Here is a 16,125-nt window from a genome sequence, read left to right on the forward strand (position 1 = left end):
GTTGTAGCATGTGTGTTACGTCACGATTTGGAGGACCCCATGCGACGTCTGCTCGACGTACCGATCCGCTTCCCTCGCGTAGTCATCGCCGTGTGGTTGGCCTTGTTCGTGGCGGGAGGGGCGCTCGCACTGCACCTCGATGCCGCCCTGTCAGGGGGAGGCTTCACGAACCCGCGAGCACAGGCACTCGTGACGCAGGAGGTGGTCGAGGAGCGCTTCGCCCAGTCACCGAACCAGCTGGTCGTCGTGCTCGACGGGGCCACGACGGTGACGGACGGGACGATCTCCCGGGTGGTCAGCATCCTCCGCCAAGAGGGTGCCGATTCCGTCACCACCCCGGAAGACGACCCCGACCTCGCCTCGGAGGACGATCGCGCGGCCGCGGTGATCGCTGGTTTCGACGGGAGTGCGACCGCTACCCAGAACCTCGTGCCCGGTCTGCAGGAACAACTGGAGGACGCCCGGCTGGTGGATGACGTGTACGTCACCGGCCAACCAGCGCTCGACTTCCAGCTCAACGCACACTCGAAGGCCGACGCCACACGAGCCGAACTGATCGTGTTCCCGCTCCTGATCGTCGTCCTGCTGTTCGTCTTCCGATCGGTCGTCGCGACCGTCCTCCCGCTGCTCGTCGCGGGTTCGTCACTCGCCCTGGCCCTGGGCATCGGCTTCCTGCTGACCCGCGTGACGGAGGTGTCGAACCTCTACACGAACATCGTGTCCATGATCGGTCTGGCCGTCGCCGTCGACTACTCCCTGTTCATCATCAAACGGTTCCGGGAAGAACTGGCGACGGGCAAGGCCACCCCGGTCGCCGTGCGAGCGGCCATGTCCACCGCCGGGCATTCGGTCCTCTTCAGCGGCGTCGCAGTGGTCCTGGCCCTCGCGGCGTTGCTCATCCCCCGGGTGATGGCGCTGACGAGCATCGCTCTCGGTGGCATCGTCGTCGCGGTGGTCGCGCTCGTCATCACGATGCTCGTCCTGCCTGCCGCGCTCACCCTGATCGGACCGAGGATCGACCGCTTCGCCGTCCCGTTCCTGCGCCCTGCGGCGCCTCGAGCCGTCCGCACGGTGCGGTCGCGCATCCGGCGCCCGGCACTCGTCGGCACGGTCGGGATCCTCGCACTCGCCGCGTGCGCCGTCCCGATCGCCGGCCTCTCCCTGCAGTCCCCCGTGGCGAGCGCCACCGTCCTGCCCGCTTCCGACCCGGCCCGACAGGGACTGGAGACCCTCGACGAGCGGATCGGTCAGGAAGGACTGTTCCCCGTCGATGTCGTCCTCACCCTCCCAGCTGACGTCGGGACCGCGGCGGCGCTGGAACAGGTCGAACGTGCCAGCACCTGGCTCGCACAGCGGCCCGGTGCCGATGACGTCACCTCTGTCACCGCCCTCGGACTCCCCGCGGGACAGCTCACCACCCTGCTCGACCAGGCGGACACACCCGGTGACCTCCGGAAGCTGTGGGACGCACGGGACGACGTGATCACCGCGCGGGTGTTGGTCACCACGGCCCAGGGTCCGGACTCCGTCAGCGCTCACGACCTGGTCGAGGAGGTCCGCGCGGACCTCCCTGCCGAACTGACCGACGGCACGCGCGTGGCGGTCACCGGCGCGACCGCTCAGGGCGTGGACTTCGACACCACCATCGTCCGCAGCATCCCGTTCGTCGCAGCGGTCGTCCTGCTCCTGACGTTCGCCATGCTCGCGTTCGCCTGGCGCTCGGTCGTCCTGCCGGCTCTCGCGCTCCTCTTCAACCTCCTCGTCGTCGGCGCGAGCGTCGGATCCCTGACCCTGGTGCAGCACGCCGTCTCGGACGCCCCGCTCAACTCCGTGACCCCGATCCTGCTGTTCGCGGTGATGTTCGGCCTGAGCATGGACTACATGGTCATCATCATGTCCCGCATGCAGGAGATGTACCGGGCCGGCATCCCGTACGAGCAGGCCGTCCTCGGGGGCGCGGACCGGACCCGCAGCATGATCAACAGTGCGGCGCTGATCATGGTCGCCGTGTTCCTCTCCTTCATGACGGCGCAGATCAGCATCGTCCGCGAGATCGGGATCGGACTCGCGATCGCCGTCGCGCTGGACGCGGTCGTCATCCGCATGGTCGTGATGCCGAGCGTGCTGCGCGCCATCGGTCCGCGGGCCTTCGGCCGAGCACGACCCGCGCCGGACACGACGGTGGGCGAGCCGTCGTCCGAGACGCCGGCGGAGTCCGGGGCGCTCATCGGTACCTGATCAGCCGCCCGTGCCCAGGGCCCGCAGACCGATCGCAGGCCCTGGGCGACGACCTGACAAACTGGACGGGAGCAGCATCCTCTGCTCCCGTCACGACTGGATCGCACATGACCACTCCGGTACCAGCGCACACTCCCACTGCGCCGACGCTCGCGCAGTTCGAGCTGCGCTACCTGGTCCTCGCGGCGCAGCGGGAGGGCAACCGGGCGCTCGGCCGACAGCTCGCCGACCTGGGACTGACGACCTCGCAGTTCGAGATCATCCTCGTCCTCTCCCAGTACGGACCCATCACGCTCAAGGAGCTCGGCGAGCTCATCGTGTGCGAGACAGCGAGCCCCAGCCGCATCGTCGACACACTCGTCCGTCGGGGTTACATCGAACGCTCCACGCACGCGTCGGACCGGCGAGCCGTCGCACTCCGGTTGACCGACGAAGGCCACGAACTCGTCCCGCGTCTCCGCGAGATCGAGAAGGTCATGGACGACGGCGCACGAGTGATGTTCGACGGGAGCGAGATGACCGGTCTGGTCAGCGCGCTCCGGACCTACCTCGACGGAACCGAGAGTGGCGCGGTCCTCGAGCGACGGTTCGCCGGCGATCGGCTCCCACTGGACTGAGGCGCTGCTGGCAGAGTTCGTCAGCGGACGCGGTCGGTGGACTCGGCGAAGCGCGGCCGGCACTGACGTCGTCCCGGAGCGCATCCACCTCGGCCGCGGCAAGCCGGAGGAGTCCGAGCCGAGCTGCTGCCGCAGTGGCCCGTCAGGCCAAGGCTCTCCGAGCGGGAGCAGGCGGACGCTCCCGCCCTCGGCGCGGCGCTCCGACAGCCGCACGCCTCCGGGTAGCGCGGTCAGACCAGCGCGACCGCACCCCATCCGGCGCGCATCCGGGCGACGGCCCGGTCCCAGCCGGAGAGGAGGTCCGCGTCGTCCCGGAGCATGGCCTGTAGCTGCAACCCCTCGTACAGGGCGACCAGTTGCTCGGCAGCGTGTCGCGGGGACGTCCCGCGCGGTTCGCGTCCGGCCACGACGTCGCGGACGAGGGCCAGGGTGACGTCGTCGAACGCGTGCTCGTACTGGGTGTGGAACCACCCGGCAGCGGGGTGTGACGGCGCGGAGGCGGCGCTCAGCGTGGCGATGCGCATCCGGACGAGCGCGGGGTCGGCGAGACCGGACTGCAGGCGTGCGCGGAGGTAGGCGGCTGCCCCCTGTTCCTCGGCCAGGTGCCACAGTCGCCGGCGGTCCCCGTTGTCCCAGCGGTCCATGACGGCGACGACGAGCAGCTCCCAGACCGGGTACGCGTCGGTGACCTGGGCGACGGTGACGTCGGCGAGCGCCGCGACCTCGGCCGGTCCGACGCTGTGGAAGTCCGACCGCCGGAAGGCCTCGACCGCTGCCGTGACGATGCGGTGGCGGAGATCGGCGTCGGGCATGAGGACGATCATCCGTCGCGGGCGGCGACGGCGCGACCGCCAGTTCGAGGGGGGCGGCGGGTCAGCCCCGGTCGAACGTCAGCGTCTCGTCGTCGGCGACCGTGACGCGTCCGGTGCGGGCGAACTCCGCCCAGACCGCGCGGATCCCCGGACCGCGCCGCTCCACGGCCGCCCAGTCCCGCTCCGGCACGAAGCGGCTGCCGGCCCAGGCCTGACGGTCGCCGAGCAGCAGCGGCACGTCGCTCATGTGCACGGCCCCGGTCGGTCGGACCGTGACCCCGCGGTGCAGCCGGTAGACGACGGCACGGCCACCCGCGGCGCGGTGTCGTGCGGCGAACGCCCGGGCGTCCCGGCCGTAGATGACCGCGGTGAGGGGTCGGACGAGCAGCCAGCGGACGAGCGCACGGCCGGCGCGCGTCCGGCAGAGCGCCGCCAGGCCGGGGATCATCGGGATGTAGAGCGCGGCTTCGTCGGAGGCGGACCCGATCAGGACCTCGACGTGCGGTGCCGCCCGGCGCCAGGCCGCGTCGAGGTGGCGCTCGGCCGGCAGCGGCGCGTGCCCGTACTGCGTGCCGAACGGCATCCCGCCGCGGAGGCCGTACGGCAGCGCGACCCGCTCCGCCGCCGCCTGCAGCGCCAGCACCTCGTCGAGTCCGGTCTCCGGCCCGACCGTGCGGACGGCCCGGACCATGGCGCGGTTCATCCGGGCACGCCGCCGGGACAACCCGAGCGGCGCGCTCTGCACGATCACCCGGCGGAAGAGCCCGGCCGTGCCGTCCGCCGCCATGAGGTGGGCGATCGCGTCGCCGCCCGCGGACTGGCCGAACAGGGTGACGGACTCCGGATCGCCGCCGAACGCCGCGATGTTCCCACGCACCCACCGGAGCGCCTGGACGATGTCGAGCAGCCCGAGGTTCGCCGGTACCCGCTCCCCGTCGCCGAGGAACCCGAGCACCCCGAGCCGGTAGGTCACGGCCACGACGACCACGCGCTGCTCCTCGACGAGGGCGCGCGGGTCGTGGATCGGGATGTCCCCGCCGCCGACGACGTACGAGCCGCCGTGGATCCACACCATGACGGGCAGCCGCTCGTCGTCGCGGACGTCCGCCGGCACGGTCACCGACAACGCCTGGCACTGCTCGGAGACCTCGGCCTCGATGGGGTGGATGAGCGCCTCGAGCACGGGCGTCGACGGTTGCGGCGGCACAGGGGCGGGGGTGTCGGCGACGAAGTCCTCCGTGGACGGCGGCACCGGCTCCGGACGCGCGAACCGCTCCGACCGGGCGTACGGGATGCCGAGCGCGCGGACGACCGCGCCGTCGTGGTGGCCGACGATCCGGCCGACGGCGGCGGTGAAGGTGCGGGTCGGCGCGGTGGTCATCCCGCAACCGTACGACGGACGGGAGGCCCGTGGCCGCGTGGCCGCCGGGCCCTCGCCGGCTGGTCCCGGACCGACGCGCCAGCGGCGAGACGGCCGTGACCGGTGGGGAGCCTCCCGTCCGGTCCGGGTCGCGTCAGCGGACCCGCTTGATCGGCAGCACCACCAGTGCGCCGATGATGGCGACGCCTCCTGCCGCCCAGCACATGAGCTCGTAGTTGTCGGGCGTGCCCCCGGTGCCGAACTTCAGGAAGAACAGCGCCGCGGCGGGAGCGAGGGACTGCGGCAGTGCGTTCGCGATGTTGATGACGCCGAGGTCCTTGCCCGGCCGGTCGGCGTTCGGCAGCACGTCGACGACGAGCGCGGTGTCGATCGCGGAGTAGATGCCGTAGGCGAAGCCCATGATGACCTCGGCCACGTAGAACCCGTTCACCGTCTCGGCATGGGCGAGGACGATGAGCCCGACGGCGAACAGCGCGGTGGAGCCGGCGACGAACACCTTGCGGCGCCCGAGCCGGTCGGAGGCCCAGCCGGACAGGGCAGCACTGACCAGGAGCGCGATCGTGTAGAGCAGGACGCCGAACGCGACGGCGGCGGTGGCCTCGGCGTCGCTCGACAGGCCGATGTGCTCCTTCATGTAGAGCAGTCGGTACGTGGTGAACATGAACGTCGCGAAGATGATGAGGAAGCGAGACCACCACGCGAACGCGAAGTCCGGGTTCTTGACCGGGTTCGTCCAGAACGACGCGATCAGGTTCAGGAACGTGAACTTCTTCAGCGGGTACGTCGGCAGTTCGTCCCGTGCGACGACGGCGTAGACGACCACCAGGACGATCGCGAGGATGCCCGGCGCGATGAACAGCACGGGCAGGTTCGCGACGAAGAACACGGACAGGTACGTGCCGGCCAGGACCGCGATGTTCTGGGCGAGCGCGATGATGCTCGACGACCTGCCGCGCTGGAACTCGGGCACGTTGTCCGCGAAGCTCGCGGTCAGGGTGGAGAGCACGGTGTTGGCCGCGAGCTGCGCGAGCAGCCACCCGAGCGTCAGCTGCAGGGTGTCCGGCGCGTACGCGATCCAGGCGAGGGCGACCGCGAAGACGACCACGCCGGTGAGCATCCACGGACGCCGCCGACCCCAGCGCGTCCGGGTGCGGTCGGACAGCGCGCCGGCGAGCGGGTTCATGATGAGCGCGCCGAACGCGCCGATCGGCAGCACCGAGCCGATGACGTTCGCGGCGTCGCTGCCGACGAGTGCCTCCGCCTTGAGCTGCATGCTCACGTAGACCGGCGCCATGAGGGCCACGAACAGGCCGAACTGCCCGAGGAACAGTGCGATCTGGTAGCCGACGCTGACACGCAGGGTGCTGACCGGCTGGGTGATCCCCTGCTCCGGGTGGACCAGCACCGGGGTCTCCGCGGGTTCGGGTGTGCTCATGACGCCTCCTTGAGTCGATGAAAACCATACCTCGCACGGTTTTTCGAGGGCGAGCATACATGCCACCGCGAACTCCGCGACAGCGAAAACTACACACCGGGTGGTTTCTGCGGTAGCGTCGTCATCGTCTCGCCGTGGAGCAGTGTCTCCGTCGGCCGCACACCAGTCAGGATCGAAGGAGCCTCTGCAATGCCCACCACCTCTGTGCAGCTCTACTCACTGCGCGACGCCATCGCCGAAGACCTCGACGCGGCCATCGCGCGGGTCCGCGAGATCGGCTACGAGAACGTCGAGCCCTACGCGTTCGTCGAGCGTGCCGCCGACCTCGAACGTGCCTTCGCCGCCACCGGCCTGCACGCACCGTCGGGTCACGTCGCCGTGATCGACGCCGAGGACACCGCGCCGATCTGGGACGCCGCCGAGCGCCTCGGCATCCGCACGGTCATCGACCCGTTCATCCCGACCGACCGCTGGCAGACCGCCGACGACGTCAAGGCCATCGCGGAGCGCGTCAACGTCCTCACCGCCGAGGCCGCCGCTCGTGGCCTGCAGTTCGGGTACCACAACCACCAGTGGGAGTTCACGAACAAGGTCGACGGCCGCACCGCCTACGACCTCTTCGTGTCGCAGCTGTCCCCGGAGACCGTCCTCGAGGTCGACACCTTCTGGGCGACCGTCGGCGGTGCGGACGCCCCCGCCGTGCTCCGCGGTCTCGGCGAGCGCGTCGTCGCCATCCACGTCAAGGACGGCAAGGTCGACGGTGACATCCGCACCGCGCTGCCCTCGTCCGAGAGCGCACTCATCGTGCCCGAGGCCCTCCAGCGGGCCTTCGAGAACCAGACGCCGGCCGGCCAGGGCGACGTCGACGTGGCGGGCATCCTCGCCGCGGCGCCGCAGGCCATCCGCGTCGTCGAGTTCGACGCGTACAAGGGCGACGTCTTCGAGGGCATCGCCGAGTCCCTCACCTGGCTGCAGGCCAACGACACCGCCGGGGCCGCCGCGTGAGCCGTGTCGGGGTCGGCATCATCGGTGCCGGCAACATCTCCACCCAGTACCTCGAGAACCTCACGCAGTTCGCCGACGTCGAGGTCCGCTTCGTCGCCGACGTCCTGACCGACCGTGCCGCCGCCCAGGCCGCGGCGTACGGCGTGGGCGCGTCCGGCACCGTCGAGGAACTCCTCGCCCGCGAGGACATCGCCATCGTGATCAACCTGACGATCCCGGCCGCGCACGCCGAGGTCGACCAGCAGATCATCGACGCCGGCAAACACGTGTGGAGCGAGAAGCCGATCGCGACCGACCACGACTCGGCCGCTGCCGTGCTCGCGTCGGCGCAGGCGAAGGGCCTCCGCGTCGCGACCGCCCCGGACACCGTGCTCGGCGCCGGGATCCAGACGGCGCTCCGGGCCATCGCCCGCGGCGACATCGGTGAGCCGCTCACCGCGACGACGCTGTTCCACGTGCCCGGACCCGAGGCGTGGCACCCGAACCCGGACTTCCTGTTCGCCACCGGTGCCGGCCCGCTGTTCGACATGGGGCCGTACTACGTCACGACCCTCGTGCACGCCTTCGGCACCGCCAGCCGCGTGCAGGCCGTGTCGTCGAAGTCACTCGACCGCCGCACGATCGCGTCGGGTGACCGCGCCGGTGAGACGTTCCCCGTCGAGGTCCCCACCCACCACGCCGCGCTCATCGAGTTCGCCGGCGGGCAGTCCGCCCAGTCGACGTTCTCGTTCCAGCACGCGCTGCCGCGGATGGGCTTCGTCGAGATCAACGGCACGCTCGGCACGATCTCGCTCCCGGACCCGAACACGTTCGAGGGGTCCTCGCAGCTCTGGCGTTACGGCCAGGAGGAGCCCGAGACGCTCGAGGCCGTCGGCTCCACCTGGGGCCGTGGCACCGGGGTCGTCGAGCTCGCCCGCGCCATCGCCGAGGACCGCCCGGAGCGCGCCTCCGGTGCCGTCGCGCTGCACGTCCTCGACGTGCTGCTCGGCATCCGTGACGCCGCCGAGTCGGGGTCGGCCGTCGAGATCACGTCGTCCGTCGACGCGGTCCCGCCGCTGCCGGAGGACTTCGACCCGGCCGCCGCGGTCCTCACCGCGTAGCACCACCGCTCCTCGACGCCAACGGCCGGCTCCCTCCGGGGGCCGGCCGTTCCGCGTTCCACGGCCCGTCGACCCGGAGCAGGACGACGGCCGTCGAAACCGGTCAGCGCGGTGCCTGCTCCTCCACATCACCCGCGGGCACGATCCGCTCGAGCAGGCGCAGCACCCGCTCCCCGTCGACGGCGTCCGGGTCGAGCAGCCACTGCACCTGCAGCCCGTCCGAGGCCGCGATGCTCAGGCTCGCCAGGTCCTCGGGGTCGAGGTCGTCGCGGATCCGGCCGGCGGCCTGGTCCCGGCGGATCAGCTCACTCAGGTCGGCGCGTAACCGGGTGAACCGGTCACGCATGAACTCGCGCGTGGTCGGGTGCCCTTCCTGCACGGCGTCGGCGGAGAGGGTCGTGTAGAGCTGCACGAGTCCGGGGACGGCTCGGTTGCGGGCGGCGCTCTCCCGCATGTCGCCGATCGCGGACTTCATCCGTTCCGGAGCACCCTGCTCGCGGACCTCGTGCTCGCGGTAGACGGCGAGGAGCAGGTCGTCGCGGCTCGGGAAGTAGTGCCGGAGCGCCGCGTGCGTGATGCCGAGGGCGTCCGCCACGGACCGGAGCGAGGACGCGTCGACGCCCTGTTCCGCGACCATCCGGATCATCTCGTCCAGGATCTGCGCACGTCGCTCGGTGCCCTTGCGGTACCCGCCGCGACGCGGCGGAGCCGCGTCGTCCTCGTCGGCGGGGTGGGTCATCCTGCCAACTTACCGCTGGAAGGTTTTCGCGGCCAGTGCCGGTCGGGAGGCCCGGATCACCACGGGTGCCGGGCCTCCCGTCCGGTGCGTGTCAGGAGCCGTCGTCCGCCGTCGGGTCCGGCAGGGAGCGGACGGCGACCCCGTCGACCGTGTACTCGTCCACCGGTCTCGGCGCACCCGCGTCGAGCGCTGCCGTGATCTGACCGAGGCACCGGGTCAGGACCTCGTTGTCCTCGGCGGAGAGGTGGTCGATGACCTCGACGACCGCCTGGTGGAAGGTCTCGTACGACACGTCGATCTTGCGCGCCGCCTGCACGGTCGGCTCGAGCACCTGTGCACGACGGTCGGTCGGGTGTGGCGACCGGACGAGGTCGCCCTTCTCGACGAGCCCGTCGACGATCTTCGTCACCGAGGCGTTCGACACCCCGAGCATGACGGCGAGGTCCTTCGGTCCCATGCTCCGGCCGTCGCGGTGCGCCTGGAGCATGTAGCGGACGGTGAGGAACTCGTTCTTCGTCAGGCCACTCTCGACCCGCGCGCGTTCGAGCTGGTCCTCCTCCGCGTGCTGGAGGCGGAGGAGCGCGTCGACGGCGGTCTTCGCGGACCGGGTGCGCGGCTCACGGGCGTAGAGGTGGACGTGTTCACGTCGGACGACGGTCAACGGCATGGGTCGTGGTCTCCCTCACCCACTCGGGCGGTCGTGCTGGTGCTCCGTGCTCGGCTCAGGCGGCCGGTGCGACGAAGAAGTCGGCGTACGAGACCTCCGAGCGGCGGGACAGCAGCGACGGGTCCTGGATCCGTCGGGCGACGTAGGCCTCGATCACGGCCGGGTCGGTCAGGCCCACGCGCGGGTGGGAGCCGCCGAAGCGAGTGTCGAGTGACGTGGTGTGGTACGTGCTCTGCATGATGGCGCCTTCCTCGTCGAGAGACTGCTGTCCGTCTGGACGAGGAAACTCTTTCACACCGTGAACTATGTGGTCAACGAACTTTTCGGTTCGTTGTACATTTCGCGCGCCGAACCACCAGACGACCTGGTGGAACGACACGAGCCCCTCCTCGTGGTGAGGAGGGGCTCGTGCTCGGACCGGGTTCGGACTACTCCTTGTTGAGCTTGTCCTGCACCGTGCCGGCGATCTTCTCGATCGTGTTCGGCAACTCGGTCGTGCCGTAGAAGCGCGAGTCCGGGTGCGTGGGCGGCGGCATCGGCGACGACGTGGTGGGGCCGTCGTGGTACGAGTACTCGCCCTTGCCGTCGAACGAGGGGCCGCTCGCCCAGGGGCCGTTCTTCGCCTCGGCACCGTCGGAGAAGTTGAGGTACTGGTAGTTGACCTCCTGGTTCTCCTTGTGCTGCGGGAAGTTGCTCGGCACCGGCATGGTCTCGAGACCGGACTCGCGGAGTTCCGCAGCCGCGGTCGCCCACATGTTCTGGTGCATGGTGTCGCGGGCGATGAGGAACTTCAGCAGGTCCCGCACGCCGTGGTCGTCGGTCATGTGGTAAAGCCGGGCAGCCTGGACGCGGCCCTGCATCTCGGCGTTCTCGTTCGCCGTGAAGTCGGCGAGCAGGTTGCCGCTGGCGGTGATGTACGAGCCCTGCCAGGGGTTGCCCATGCTGTCGACCGGACGCGCACCGGCGCCGGCGACGATCGCGTGCTGGATGTCGGTGCCGCCGAGGACCGCGGCGACCGTCGGGTCGTCCTGCACCGCGTCGCCGGTGATGCCGAGCGGAGCCTTCTCGAGCAGCTGCGCGATCATCGTCGCGAGCATCTCGACGTGGCCCATCTCCTCCGCGCCGATGCCGAACACCATGTCGCGGTACTTGCCCGGGATGTGCATGTTCCACGCCTGGAACTGGTACTGCATCGCGACGGAGATCTCGCCGTACTGACCTCCGAGCACCTCCTGGAGCTTGCGGGCGTAGACCGCGTCGGGCTTGTCGGGGGTGGACTTGAACTGGAGCTCTTGCTTGTGGAAGTACAAATCGTTCTCCTGTTTCTGTGTCGGTTCTGGTGGGCGGTCAGAGGATCGGCGTACCGCCGGTGACGGCGATCCGCGCACCGGAGACGTAGCTGCCGTCGTCGCTCGCGAGCAGGACGTACACCGGGGCCAGCTCCGCCGGCTGTCCGGCGCGACCGAGGGGCGTCTGCTTGCCGAACTGCTCGACCTGCTCGGGCGGCATGGTCGCCGGGATGAGCGGCGTCCAGATCGGACCCGGGGCGACGCTGTTCACGCGGATGCCGCGCTCCCCGACGAGCTGCGCGAGCGCGGCCGAGAAGTTCGCGATGCCGGCCTTCGTCACGTCGTACGGCAGGAGCGTCGGCACCGGGTTGTCGGAGTTCACCGAACTGGACCCGATGATCGAGGCACCCGCGGTCATGTGCGGGAGTGCCGCCTTCACGAGGTGGAAGTACGCGCTGAGGTTCGTCGCGAGGGTGTGGTCCCACTCCTCGTCGGAGATCTCCTCGAGCGTCTCGTGGGTCATCTGGTACGCCGCGTTGTTGACGAGCACGTCGATGCCGCCGAGTTCGGACACCGCGGTCTCGATGATGCTCCGGCAGTACGCCGGGTCGCTCACGTCGCCGGGGAACAGCACGGCCTTCCGGCCCGCTTCCTCGATCCAGTGCTTGGTCTCCTGCGCGTCCTCTTCCTCCTCGGGGAGGTAGGAGATGAGGACGTCCGCTCCTTCACGGGCGTAGGCGATGGCGACCGCCTTGCCGATGCCGCTGTCCCCGCCGGTGATGACGGCGCGCTTGCCCGTGAGCTTGCCCGAGCCGGTGTAGCTCGTCTCGCCGTGGTCCGGCTTCGGCGTCATCGCCTGCTCGGAACCCGGAGGTTGCTGCTGCTGGTCGCTCATGTCGCTCCCTCGTGACGGATGTGGTTCGTCGTACGAGGGCGATGGTCGGCCGGGCTCGCTGTGTGCCCGTCAAGGGTGTTCAGATCACGCGGCCGGGGCAGCGGTCAGTACAGCGTGGAGATCCCCCGCGCGTCCCCCGCGCCGAGGGTGCGCTGTGCGACGTCGCACGTCGTCGCCGACGACTTCATGACCTGGCCGGTCGCCTGGTCCACGTGCCCCAGGCCGTACGCGTGCCCCCACTCGTGGGTGGCGACACCGCGGAAGTCGTACCGGTTGCCGGAGCAGGTCGCGGTGGAGGCCCAGAGGTACCGGGTCGAGTACCGCTGGTCCATCTCGACCGCGACACCGGACCGGGACCAGACGCAGGTGACGCCGAGGGTTCCGGTCGGGAGCGCGCCCCACCCGGTGACGCTGTAGCGGTTCGCCGCACCGCAGCCACCCTGGTCCGTGAGCGCCGGTGCCTGCTTCGCCGTCCCGAGGTACTGCTCGGCCGCCGTCGAGGTCACGGTCCGCCCGCACGAGGTGATCGACCCCGTCCACGCGTCGGCACCAGCCCGGAGCGCCGACACGTTCGACGCCTTCGCGTTCGCGGGGTTGTACCGCCACTCGATCGCCCCGGCCCAATGGTGCCCGGTGAGCGAGTACGCAGTGCTGCCACAGCTCGCCGTGGCACCCGCACCCGTGGTCACCGCACCCGGCGCGGCCACCGTCGCGCCCAGCACCCGACGCTGCAGTGAGGCGCGTTCACGGGTCACGGCGGCCGGCGAACCCGACCAGGCCCCCTCGGTCCGCACCGCGACGCCGGCGGCGCCCGCGTTCGCGACGACCAGGTCGCCGGGGTCCTCGGCGCCCGCGACGACCACCGGGGCGACGGTCAGGGTCGTGCCCGGCGCGGGGACGACCACCGTCCGGCCGTCCGGCAGCGCGAGCGTGGTGCCCGGGTCGACCGTGCACCCGGTCGACAGGTCGGCCGTCGACAGCATCGCGCCGGAACACACCGCCGCCGCATCCGCCGCACTGGCCGGTACCGCGGCGAACCCGGTCATGGTGATCGCCAGTGTGGCCACGATCGCGGCCGTCGTCGTCCGACGCATGCTGCTGCCCCTCGTCCCGCGCCGGCACCCCTGATCGACACCCGCGACCCCGACAGTGTGCGGAACGGGCACGAACCAGGTCAACCACCCCTGCGGGGGACGGCGGCACCGTCCGCGCATCCGCAGGACGGACGTGCGGCGGCGGTCGGACGCGGCGGGGCCTCCCGTCCGTACCGGCCTCCCGTCCGTCCGCGGGCACCGCGGCGTAGCGTCACGCTCGTGGACCTCCAACTGCAGGACCGGGTCGCCCTCGTCGTCGGCGGCGCCGGGTACATCGGATCAGCCGTCGCCGACCGTCTCCGTCGTGAGGGTGCGACGGTGGTCGTCGCCTCGCGCACCGCGACGGACGGCGTGACGGTGGACACCACGGACCAGACCTCCGTCGACACCGCCGTCGCCACGGTGTTCGAGCAGCACGGCCGCATCGACGTCCTCGTCGTGACGGCGGCACCGGCCGCCGGCACCCTCGACCCGGAGCGACGCTCGGACCCCGACCAGGTGGCGTCCGCGATCGACGGCAAGGCCCTCGGCTTCCTCCGCGTCGCGAACGCCGTCCTGCCCCTGCAGCGGGCCGCGGGCTTCGGCCGGGTCGTCGTCGTCAGCGGACAGAACGCCTACCTGACCGGCAACATCACGACCTCGCTCCGGAACGCCGCGACGAACGTCATCGCGAAGAACCTGGCCGACGAGCTCGCCGGCACCGGCGTCACGGTGAACGTCGTCAACCCCGGCGCGGTCACCGACACCCCGAGCGCGGAGGTCCGGCCGGGTGCCGGTGGTGCGTCCAGCCCGCAGCAGATCGCGGACCTCGTCGCCTTCCTGTCGTCCCCGCTGTCGGTCGTCTCCGGGGAGTCGATCTCCGTGGCGCACCGTGTCCTCGGGAGCGCCACGGTCTGACCAGGGCTCGCGCGTCCTCGGACCCTGCCGCGGGCTCGCCCGTCCATCGCGATGCGGGAGACTCGTCGTGCAGCGACGTGCTGCCGTCCCGGAAGCAGAGGAACTGACGATGTCCTCGAACTCCCAGGACGGGACACCCGCCCCGTACGGAGACCGTCGTCCAGCGGCGACCGACGGCGGTCGAGCCGCGCCGTGGCGTGGCCGCGCCCTGGGCTTGCTCGTCGTCGCCCTGGCGTCGTTCCTCGGCGCGGCCGTCGCCCTGGTGGTCATGGTGGTCCGGGTCTGGACCACACTCGCCCAGGACACCGGCGTCGACATCGCCACCGGCCTCGTCGTGATCGTGTTCCTGGCGCTGGTCCTCTCGGGCTGCGCCATGACGAGCGCGGCTCTCGCCGAGCGGCGGCGCTGAAGCCGGCCTGACGAGCTGAAGCCGGCCTGACGAAGCTGAGCGACCGGCCCGATGAGGCTGGCGGGAACGACGAAGGCCCCGGTCTCCCGACCGGGGCCTTCATCGTGCTGCTCTCCATCGGAGAGCCCTGGTGCGCGAGGGGGGACTTGAACCCCCACGCCGTTTCCAGCACACGGACCTGAACCGTGCGCGTCTACCAATTCCGCCACTCGCGCCAGCGACGAGAACACTACCACGCACAGACGGCCCCCGGAGCCAACCACTACCATGCAGTGGTCAGCGACCGAGAACGTGGAGACCATGGGCCTACTGGACAACTTCGAGCGAGGGTTGGAGCGCGCCGTCAACGGTGCATTCGCCAAGACCTTCCGCTCCGGTGTGCAGCCGGTCGAGATCGCTGCGGCCCTCCGACGCGAGCTCGACACCAAGGCGGCCGTCGTCTCGCGCGAGCGCATCCTCGTGCCGAACGAGTTCACGGTGCGCCTGGCTCCGCCGGACCACACGCGCATGAACGACGTCGGACGTCCCCTGATCGACGAGCTCACGCAGCGGGTGCAGCAGCACGCCGTCGCACAGAACTACTCGTTCTCCGGTCCGGTCACGATCCGCCTCCAGCAGGACGGCACGCTGTCGACGGGGATCCTCGAGATCGACTCCACCACGGTGCAGCGCGACGTCGCGTGGGTGGCCGTCCTGGACATCGGCTCCCAGCGGCACCGACTGCACCGCGGACGCACGGTCATCGGGCGCGGCACGGACGCCGACATCACGGTCGCCGACACCGGGACCAGCCGGAAGCACGTCGAGGTGCTGTGGGACGGCAAGCACGCGCAGGTCAACGACCTCGGCTCGACGAACGGGTCGAAGCTGAACGGCGAACGCTTCCAGCAGGCGATCCTCGAGCCGGACTCCACCATCGAGATCGGTCGTACCCGTATGGTGTTCCGGGTGATCCCGGAGAACGACGGAGGTGCGCGATGACCACAGGCCTGACCCTGCTCGTGCTGCGCTTCGCGTTCCTCGCGGTGCTGTGGCTGTTCGTCTTCGTGATCGTCTTCGCGCTCCGGAGCGACCTCTTCGGCCAGCGCGTGCGCGCGATCCCCACCGACCCGAAGGCCGGCCCCTCCGGGCCGACCACGCCGCCGGTTCCCGCCGGGACCGGTGCTGCCGCCGCCCGGAACAGCTCCTCCGCCAGCGCGTTCACCGAGCTGATCGGTCAGACAGGAGGCCCGGCCGCCCCCGCCGCGTCCGTCGCCACCCGCCTCGTCATCACCGAGGGCGCACGCGAGGGCATGGAGATGCCGCTCGGCGGCGGTCCGATCACGATCGGCCGCTCGAGCGAGAGCAACGTCGTGATCCGCGACGACTACACGTCGACCAACCACGCCCGGCTCGACCTGCAGGGCGGGGCATGGGTCCTCACCGACCTCGGATCGACCAACGGCACCTTCGTCAACGGACAGAAGGTCACTGCCCCCACCACCGTCGCGGAACGCACCCCGATCACCATCGGGACGACGACGTTCGAGCTGCGGCGGTAGGCCCGG

Annotated in this window: 17 protein-coding genes and 1 tRNA gene; 8 read left to right on the plus strand and 10 right to left on the minus strand. The window is 70.7% G+C overall.

Features of this window, described 5'->3' with window-relative positions; genetic code table 11:
* Positions 1 to 39 precede the first annotated feature (39 nt).
* Positions 40 to 2,238: an MMPL family transporter gene (locus tag DEI95_RS06030; RefSeq protein ID WP_111059689.1), complete on the plus strand. Its 2,199-nt coding sequence runs from the start codon at positions 40 to 42 to the stop codon at positions 2,236 to 2,238.
* A 107-nt stretch (positions 2,239 to 2,345) separates the two neighbouring features.
* Complete coding sequence (locus DEI95_RS06035; RefSeq protein ID WP_111059690.1) at positions 2,346 to 2,855, plus strand: MarR family winged helix-turn-helix transcriptional regulator; 510 nt, start codon at positions 2,346 to 2,348, stop codon at positions 2,853 to 2,855.
* 230 nt (positions 2,856 to 3,085) lie between these two features.
* Here DEI95_RS06035 and DEI95_RS06040 read toward each other — a convergent pair whose 3' ends face one another.
* The 3 genes from DEI95_RS06040 to DEI95_RS06050 form a co-directional block, all read right to left on the minus strand.
* The gene (locus DEI95_RS06040) at positions 3,086 to 3,667 is read right to left on the minus strand and encodes a TetR/AcrR family transcriptional regulator (protein WP_146232829.1); all 582 of its coding nucleotides are present in this window, start codon (positions 3,665 to 3,667) and stop codon (positions 3,086 to 3,088) included.
* A gap of 61 nt (positions 3,668 to 3,728) precedes the next feature.
* Positions 3,729 to 5,048, minus strand: coding sequence for a carboxylesterase family protein (locus DEI95_RS06045; protein WP_111059691.1), 1,320 nt, complete (start codon positions 5,046 to 5,048; stop codon positions 3,729 to 3,731).
* A 133-nt stretch (positions 5,049 to 5,181) separates the two neighbouring features.
* Positions 5,182 to 6,483, minus strand: a complete 1,302-nt coding sequence (locus DEI95_RS06050; protein ID WP_111059692.1) for an MFS transporter — start codon at positions 6,481 to 6,483, stop codon at positions 5,182 to 5,184.
* A gap of 189 nt (positions 6,484 to 6,672) precedes the next feature.
* Between DEI95_RS06050 and DEI95_RS06055 the strand changes: the two genes are divergently transcribed.
* Positions 6,673 to 7,488 (plus strand): sugar phosphate isomerase/epimerase, encoded by an 816-nt coding sequence (locus DEI95_RS06055; RefSeq protein WP_181436213.1) that lies wholly within the window; start codon positions 6,673 to 6,675, stop codon positions 7,486 to 7,488.
* A complete protein-coding gene (locus DEI95_RS06060; protein WP_111059694.1) occupies positions 7,485 to 8,588 on the plus strand; it encodes a Gfo/Idh/MocA family protein in 1,104 nt (367 codons plus the stop codon). Before DEI95_RS06055 ends, DEI95_RS06060 begins: the two co-directional genes overlap by 4 nt.
* A 103-nt stretch (positions 8,589 to 8,691) precedes the next feature.
* On the opposite strand, the gene DEI95_RS06065 is transcribed toward DEI95_RS06060, so the two are convergent.
* From DEI95_RS06065 to DEI95_RS06090, 6 genes are all read right to left on the minus strand, one after another.
* On the minus strand, positions 8,692 to 9,327 hold the full coding sequence (locus DEI95_RS06065; RefSeq protein ID WP_111059695.1) for a TetR/AcrR family transcriptional regulator: 636 nt from the start codon (positions 9,325 to 9,327) through the stop codon (positions 8,692 to 8,694).
* A 91-nt stretch (positions 9,328 to 9,418) separates the two neighbouring features.
* Positions 9,419 to 9,994, minus strand: a complete 576-nt coding sequence (locus DEI95_RS06070; protein ID WP_110825751.1) for a MarR family winged helix-turn-helix transcriptional regulator — start codon at positions 9,992 to 9,994, stop codon at positions 9,419 to 9,421.
* A 55-nt stretch (positions 9,995 to 10,049) separates the two neighbouring features.
* On the minus strand, positions 10,050 to 10,232 hold the full coding sequence (locus DEI95_RS06075; RefSeq protein WP_110825752.1) for a hypothetical protein: 183 nt from the start codon (positions 10,230 to 10,232) through the stop codon (positions 10,050 to 10,052).
* Positions 10,233 to 10,422: 190 nt separating this feature from the next.
* Positions 10,423 to 11,304, minus strand: a complete 882-nt coding sequence (locus tag DEI95_RS06080) for a manganese catalase family protein (protein WP_110825753.1) — start codon at positions 11,302 to 11,304, stop codon at positions 10,423 to 10,425.
* A 37-nt stretch (positions 11,305 to 11,341) separates the two neighbouring features.
* On the minus strand, positions 11,342 to 12,178 hold the full coding sequence (locus DEI95_RS06085) for an SDR family oxidoreductase (RefSeq protein ID WP_110825754.1): 837 nt from the start codon (positions 12,176 to 12,178) through the stop codon (positions 11,342 to 11,344).
* 104 nt (positions 12,179 to 12,282) lie between these two features.
* Positions 12,283 to 13,272 (minus strand): matrixin family metalloprotease, encoded by a 990-nt coding sequence (locus DEI95_RS06090; protein WP_111059696.1) that lies wholly within the window; start codon positions 13,270 to 13,272, stop codon positions 12,283 to 12,285.
* A gap of 219 nt (positions 13,273 to 13,491) precedes the next feature.
* On the opposite strand from DEI95_RS06090, the gene DEI95_RS06095 reads away from it, so the two are divergent.
* Together DEI95_RS06095 and DEI95_RS06100 are read left to right on the plus strand one after the other, a co-directional pair.
* Complete coding sequence (locus DEI95_RS06095; RefSeq protein WP_111059697.1) at positions 13,492 to 14,169, plus strand: SDR family NAD(P)-dependent oxidoreductase; 678 nt, start codon at positions 13,492 to 13,494, stop codon at positions 14,167 to 14,169.
* A gap of 109 nt (positions 14,170 to 14,278) precedes the next feature.
* On the plus strand, positions 14,279 to 14,578 hold the full coding sequence (locus DEI95_RS06100; protein ID WP_111059698.1) for a hypothetical protein: 300 nt from the start codon (positions 14,279 to 14,281) through the stop codon (positions 14,576 to 14,578).
* A gap of 128 nt (positions 14,579 to 14,706) precedes the next feature.
* Here DEI95_RS06100 and DEI95_RS06105 read toward each other — a convergent pair.
* Positions 14,707 to 14,793, minus strand: a tRNA-Leu gene (locus DEI95_RS06105).
* An 85-nt stretch (positions 14,794 to 14,878) separates the two neighbouring features.
* Here DEI95_RS06105 and DEI95_RS06110 point away from each other — a divergent pair.
* Positions 14,879 to 15,559: a DUF3662 and FHA domain-containing protein gene (locus DEI95_RS06110; RefSeq protein ID WP_110825816.1), complete on the plus strand. Its 681-nt coding sequence runs from the start codon at positions 14,879 to 14,881 to the stop codon at positions 15,557 to 15,559.
* Positions 15,556 to 16,119, plus strand: a complete 564-nt coding sequence (locus DEI95_RS06115) for an FHA domain-containing protein (protein WP_110900778.1) — start codon at positions 15,556 to 15,558, stop codon at positions 16,117 to 16,119. Before DEI95_RS06110 ends, DEI95_RS06115 begins: the two co-directional genes overlap by 4 nt.
* Positions 16,120 to 16,125 lie beyond the last annotated feature (6 nt).

The sequence above is a fragment of the Curtobacterium sp. MCBD17_008 genome (assembly GCF_003234475.1).
Lineage (GTDB): Bacteria > Actinomycetota > Actinomycetes > Actinomycetales > Microbacteriaceae > Curtobacterium.

Coding starts and splice junctions, on each gene's coding strand:
- DEI95_RS06040 (WP_146232829.1), bottom strand. CDS start 3,667: ATGCCCGACGCCGATCTCCGCCACCGCATCGTCACGGCAGCGGTCGAG.
- DEI95_RS06055 (WP_181436213.1), top strand. CDS start 6,673: ATGCCCACCACCTCTGTGCAGCTCTACTCACTGCGCGACGCCATCGCC.
- DEI95_RS06090 (WP_111059696.1), bottom strand. CDS start 13,272: ATGCGTCGGACGACGACGGCCGCGATCGTGGCCACACTGGCGATCACC.
- DEI95_RS06030 (WP_111059689.1), top strand. CDS start 40: ATGCGACGTCTGCTCGACGTACCGATCCGCTTCCCTCGCGTAGTCATC.
- DEI95_RS06115 (WP_110900778.1), top strand. CDS start 15,556: ATGACCACAGGCCTGACCCTGCTCGTGCTGCGCTTCGCGTTCCTCGCG.
- DEI95_RS06075 (WP_110825752.1), bottom strand. CDS start 10,232: ATGCAGAGCACGTACCACACCACGTCACTCGACACTCGCTTCGGCGGC.
- DEI95_RS06110 (WP_110825816.1), top strand. CDS start 14,879: ATGGGCCTACTGGACAACTTCGAGCGAGGGTTGGAGCGCGCCGTCAAC.
- DEI95_RS06045 (WP_111059691.1), bottom strand. CDS start 5,048: ATGACCACCGCGCCGACCCGCACCTTCACCGCCGCCGTCGGCCGGATC.
- DEI95_RS06065 (WP_111059695.1), bottom strand. CDS start 9,327: ATGACCCACCCCGCCGACGAGGACGACGCGGCTCCGCCGCGTCGCGGC.
- DEI95_RS06035 (WP_111059690.1), top strand. CDS start 2,346: ATGACCACTCCGGTACCAGCGCACACTCCCACTGCGCCGACGCTCGCG.
- DEI95_RS06070 (WP_110825751.1), bottom strand. CDS start 9,994: ATGCCGTTGACCGTCGTCCGACGTGAACACGTCCACCTCTACGCCCGT.
- DEI95_RS06100 (WP_111059698.1), top strand. CDS start 14,279: ATGTCCTCGAACTCCCAGGACGGGACACCCGCCCCGTACGGAGACCGT.
- DEI95_RS06085 (WP_110825754.1), bottom strand. CDS start 12,178: ATGAGCGACCAGCAGCAGCAACCTCCGGGTTCCGAGCAGGCGATGACG.
- DEI95_RS06050 (WP_111059692.1), bottom strand. CDS start 6,483: ATGAGCACACCCGAACCCGCGGAGACCCCGGTGCTGGTCCACCCGGAG.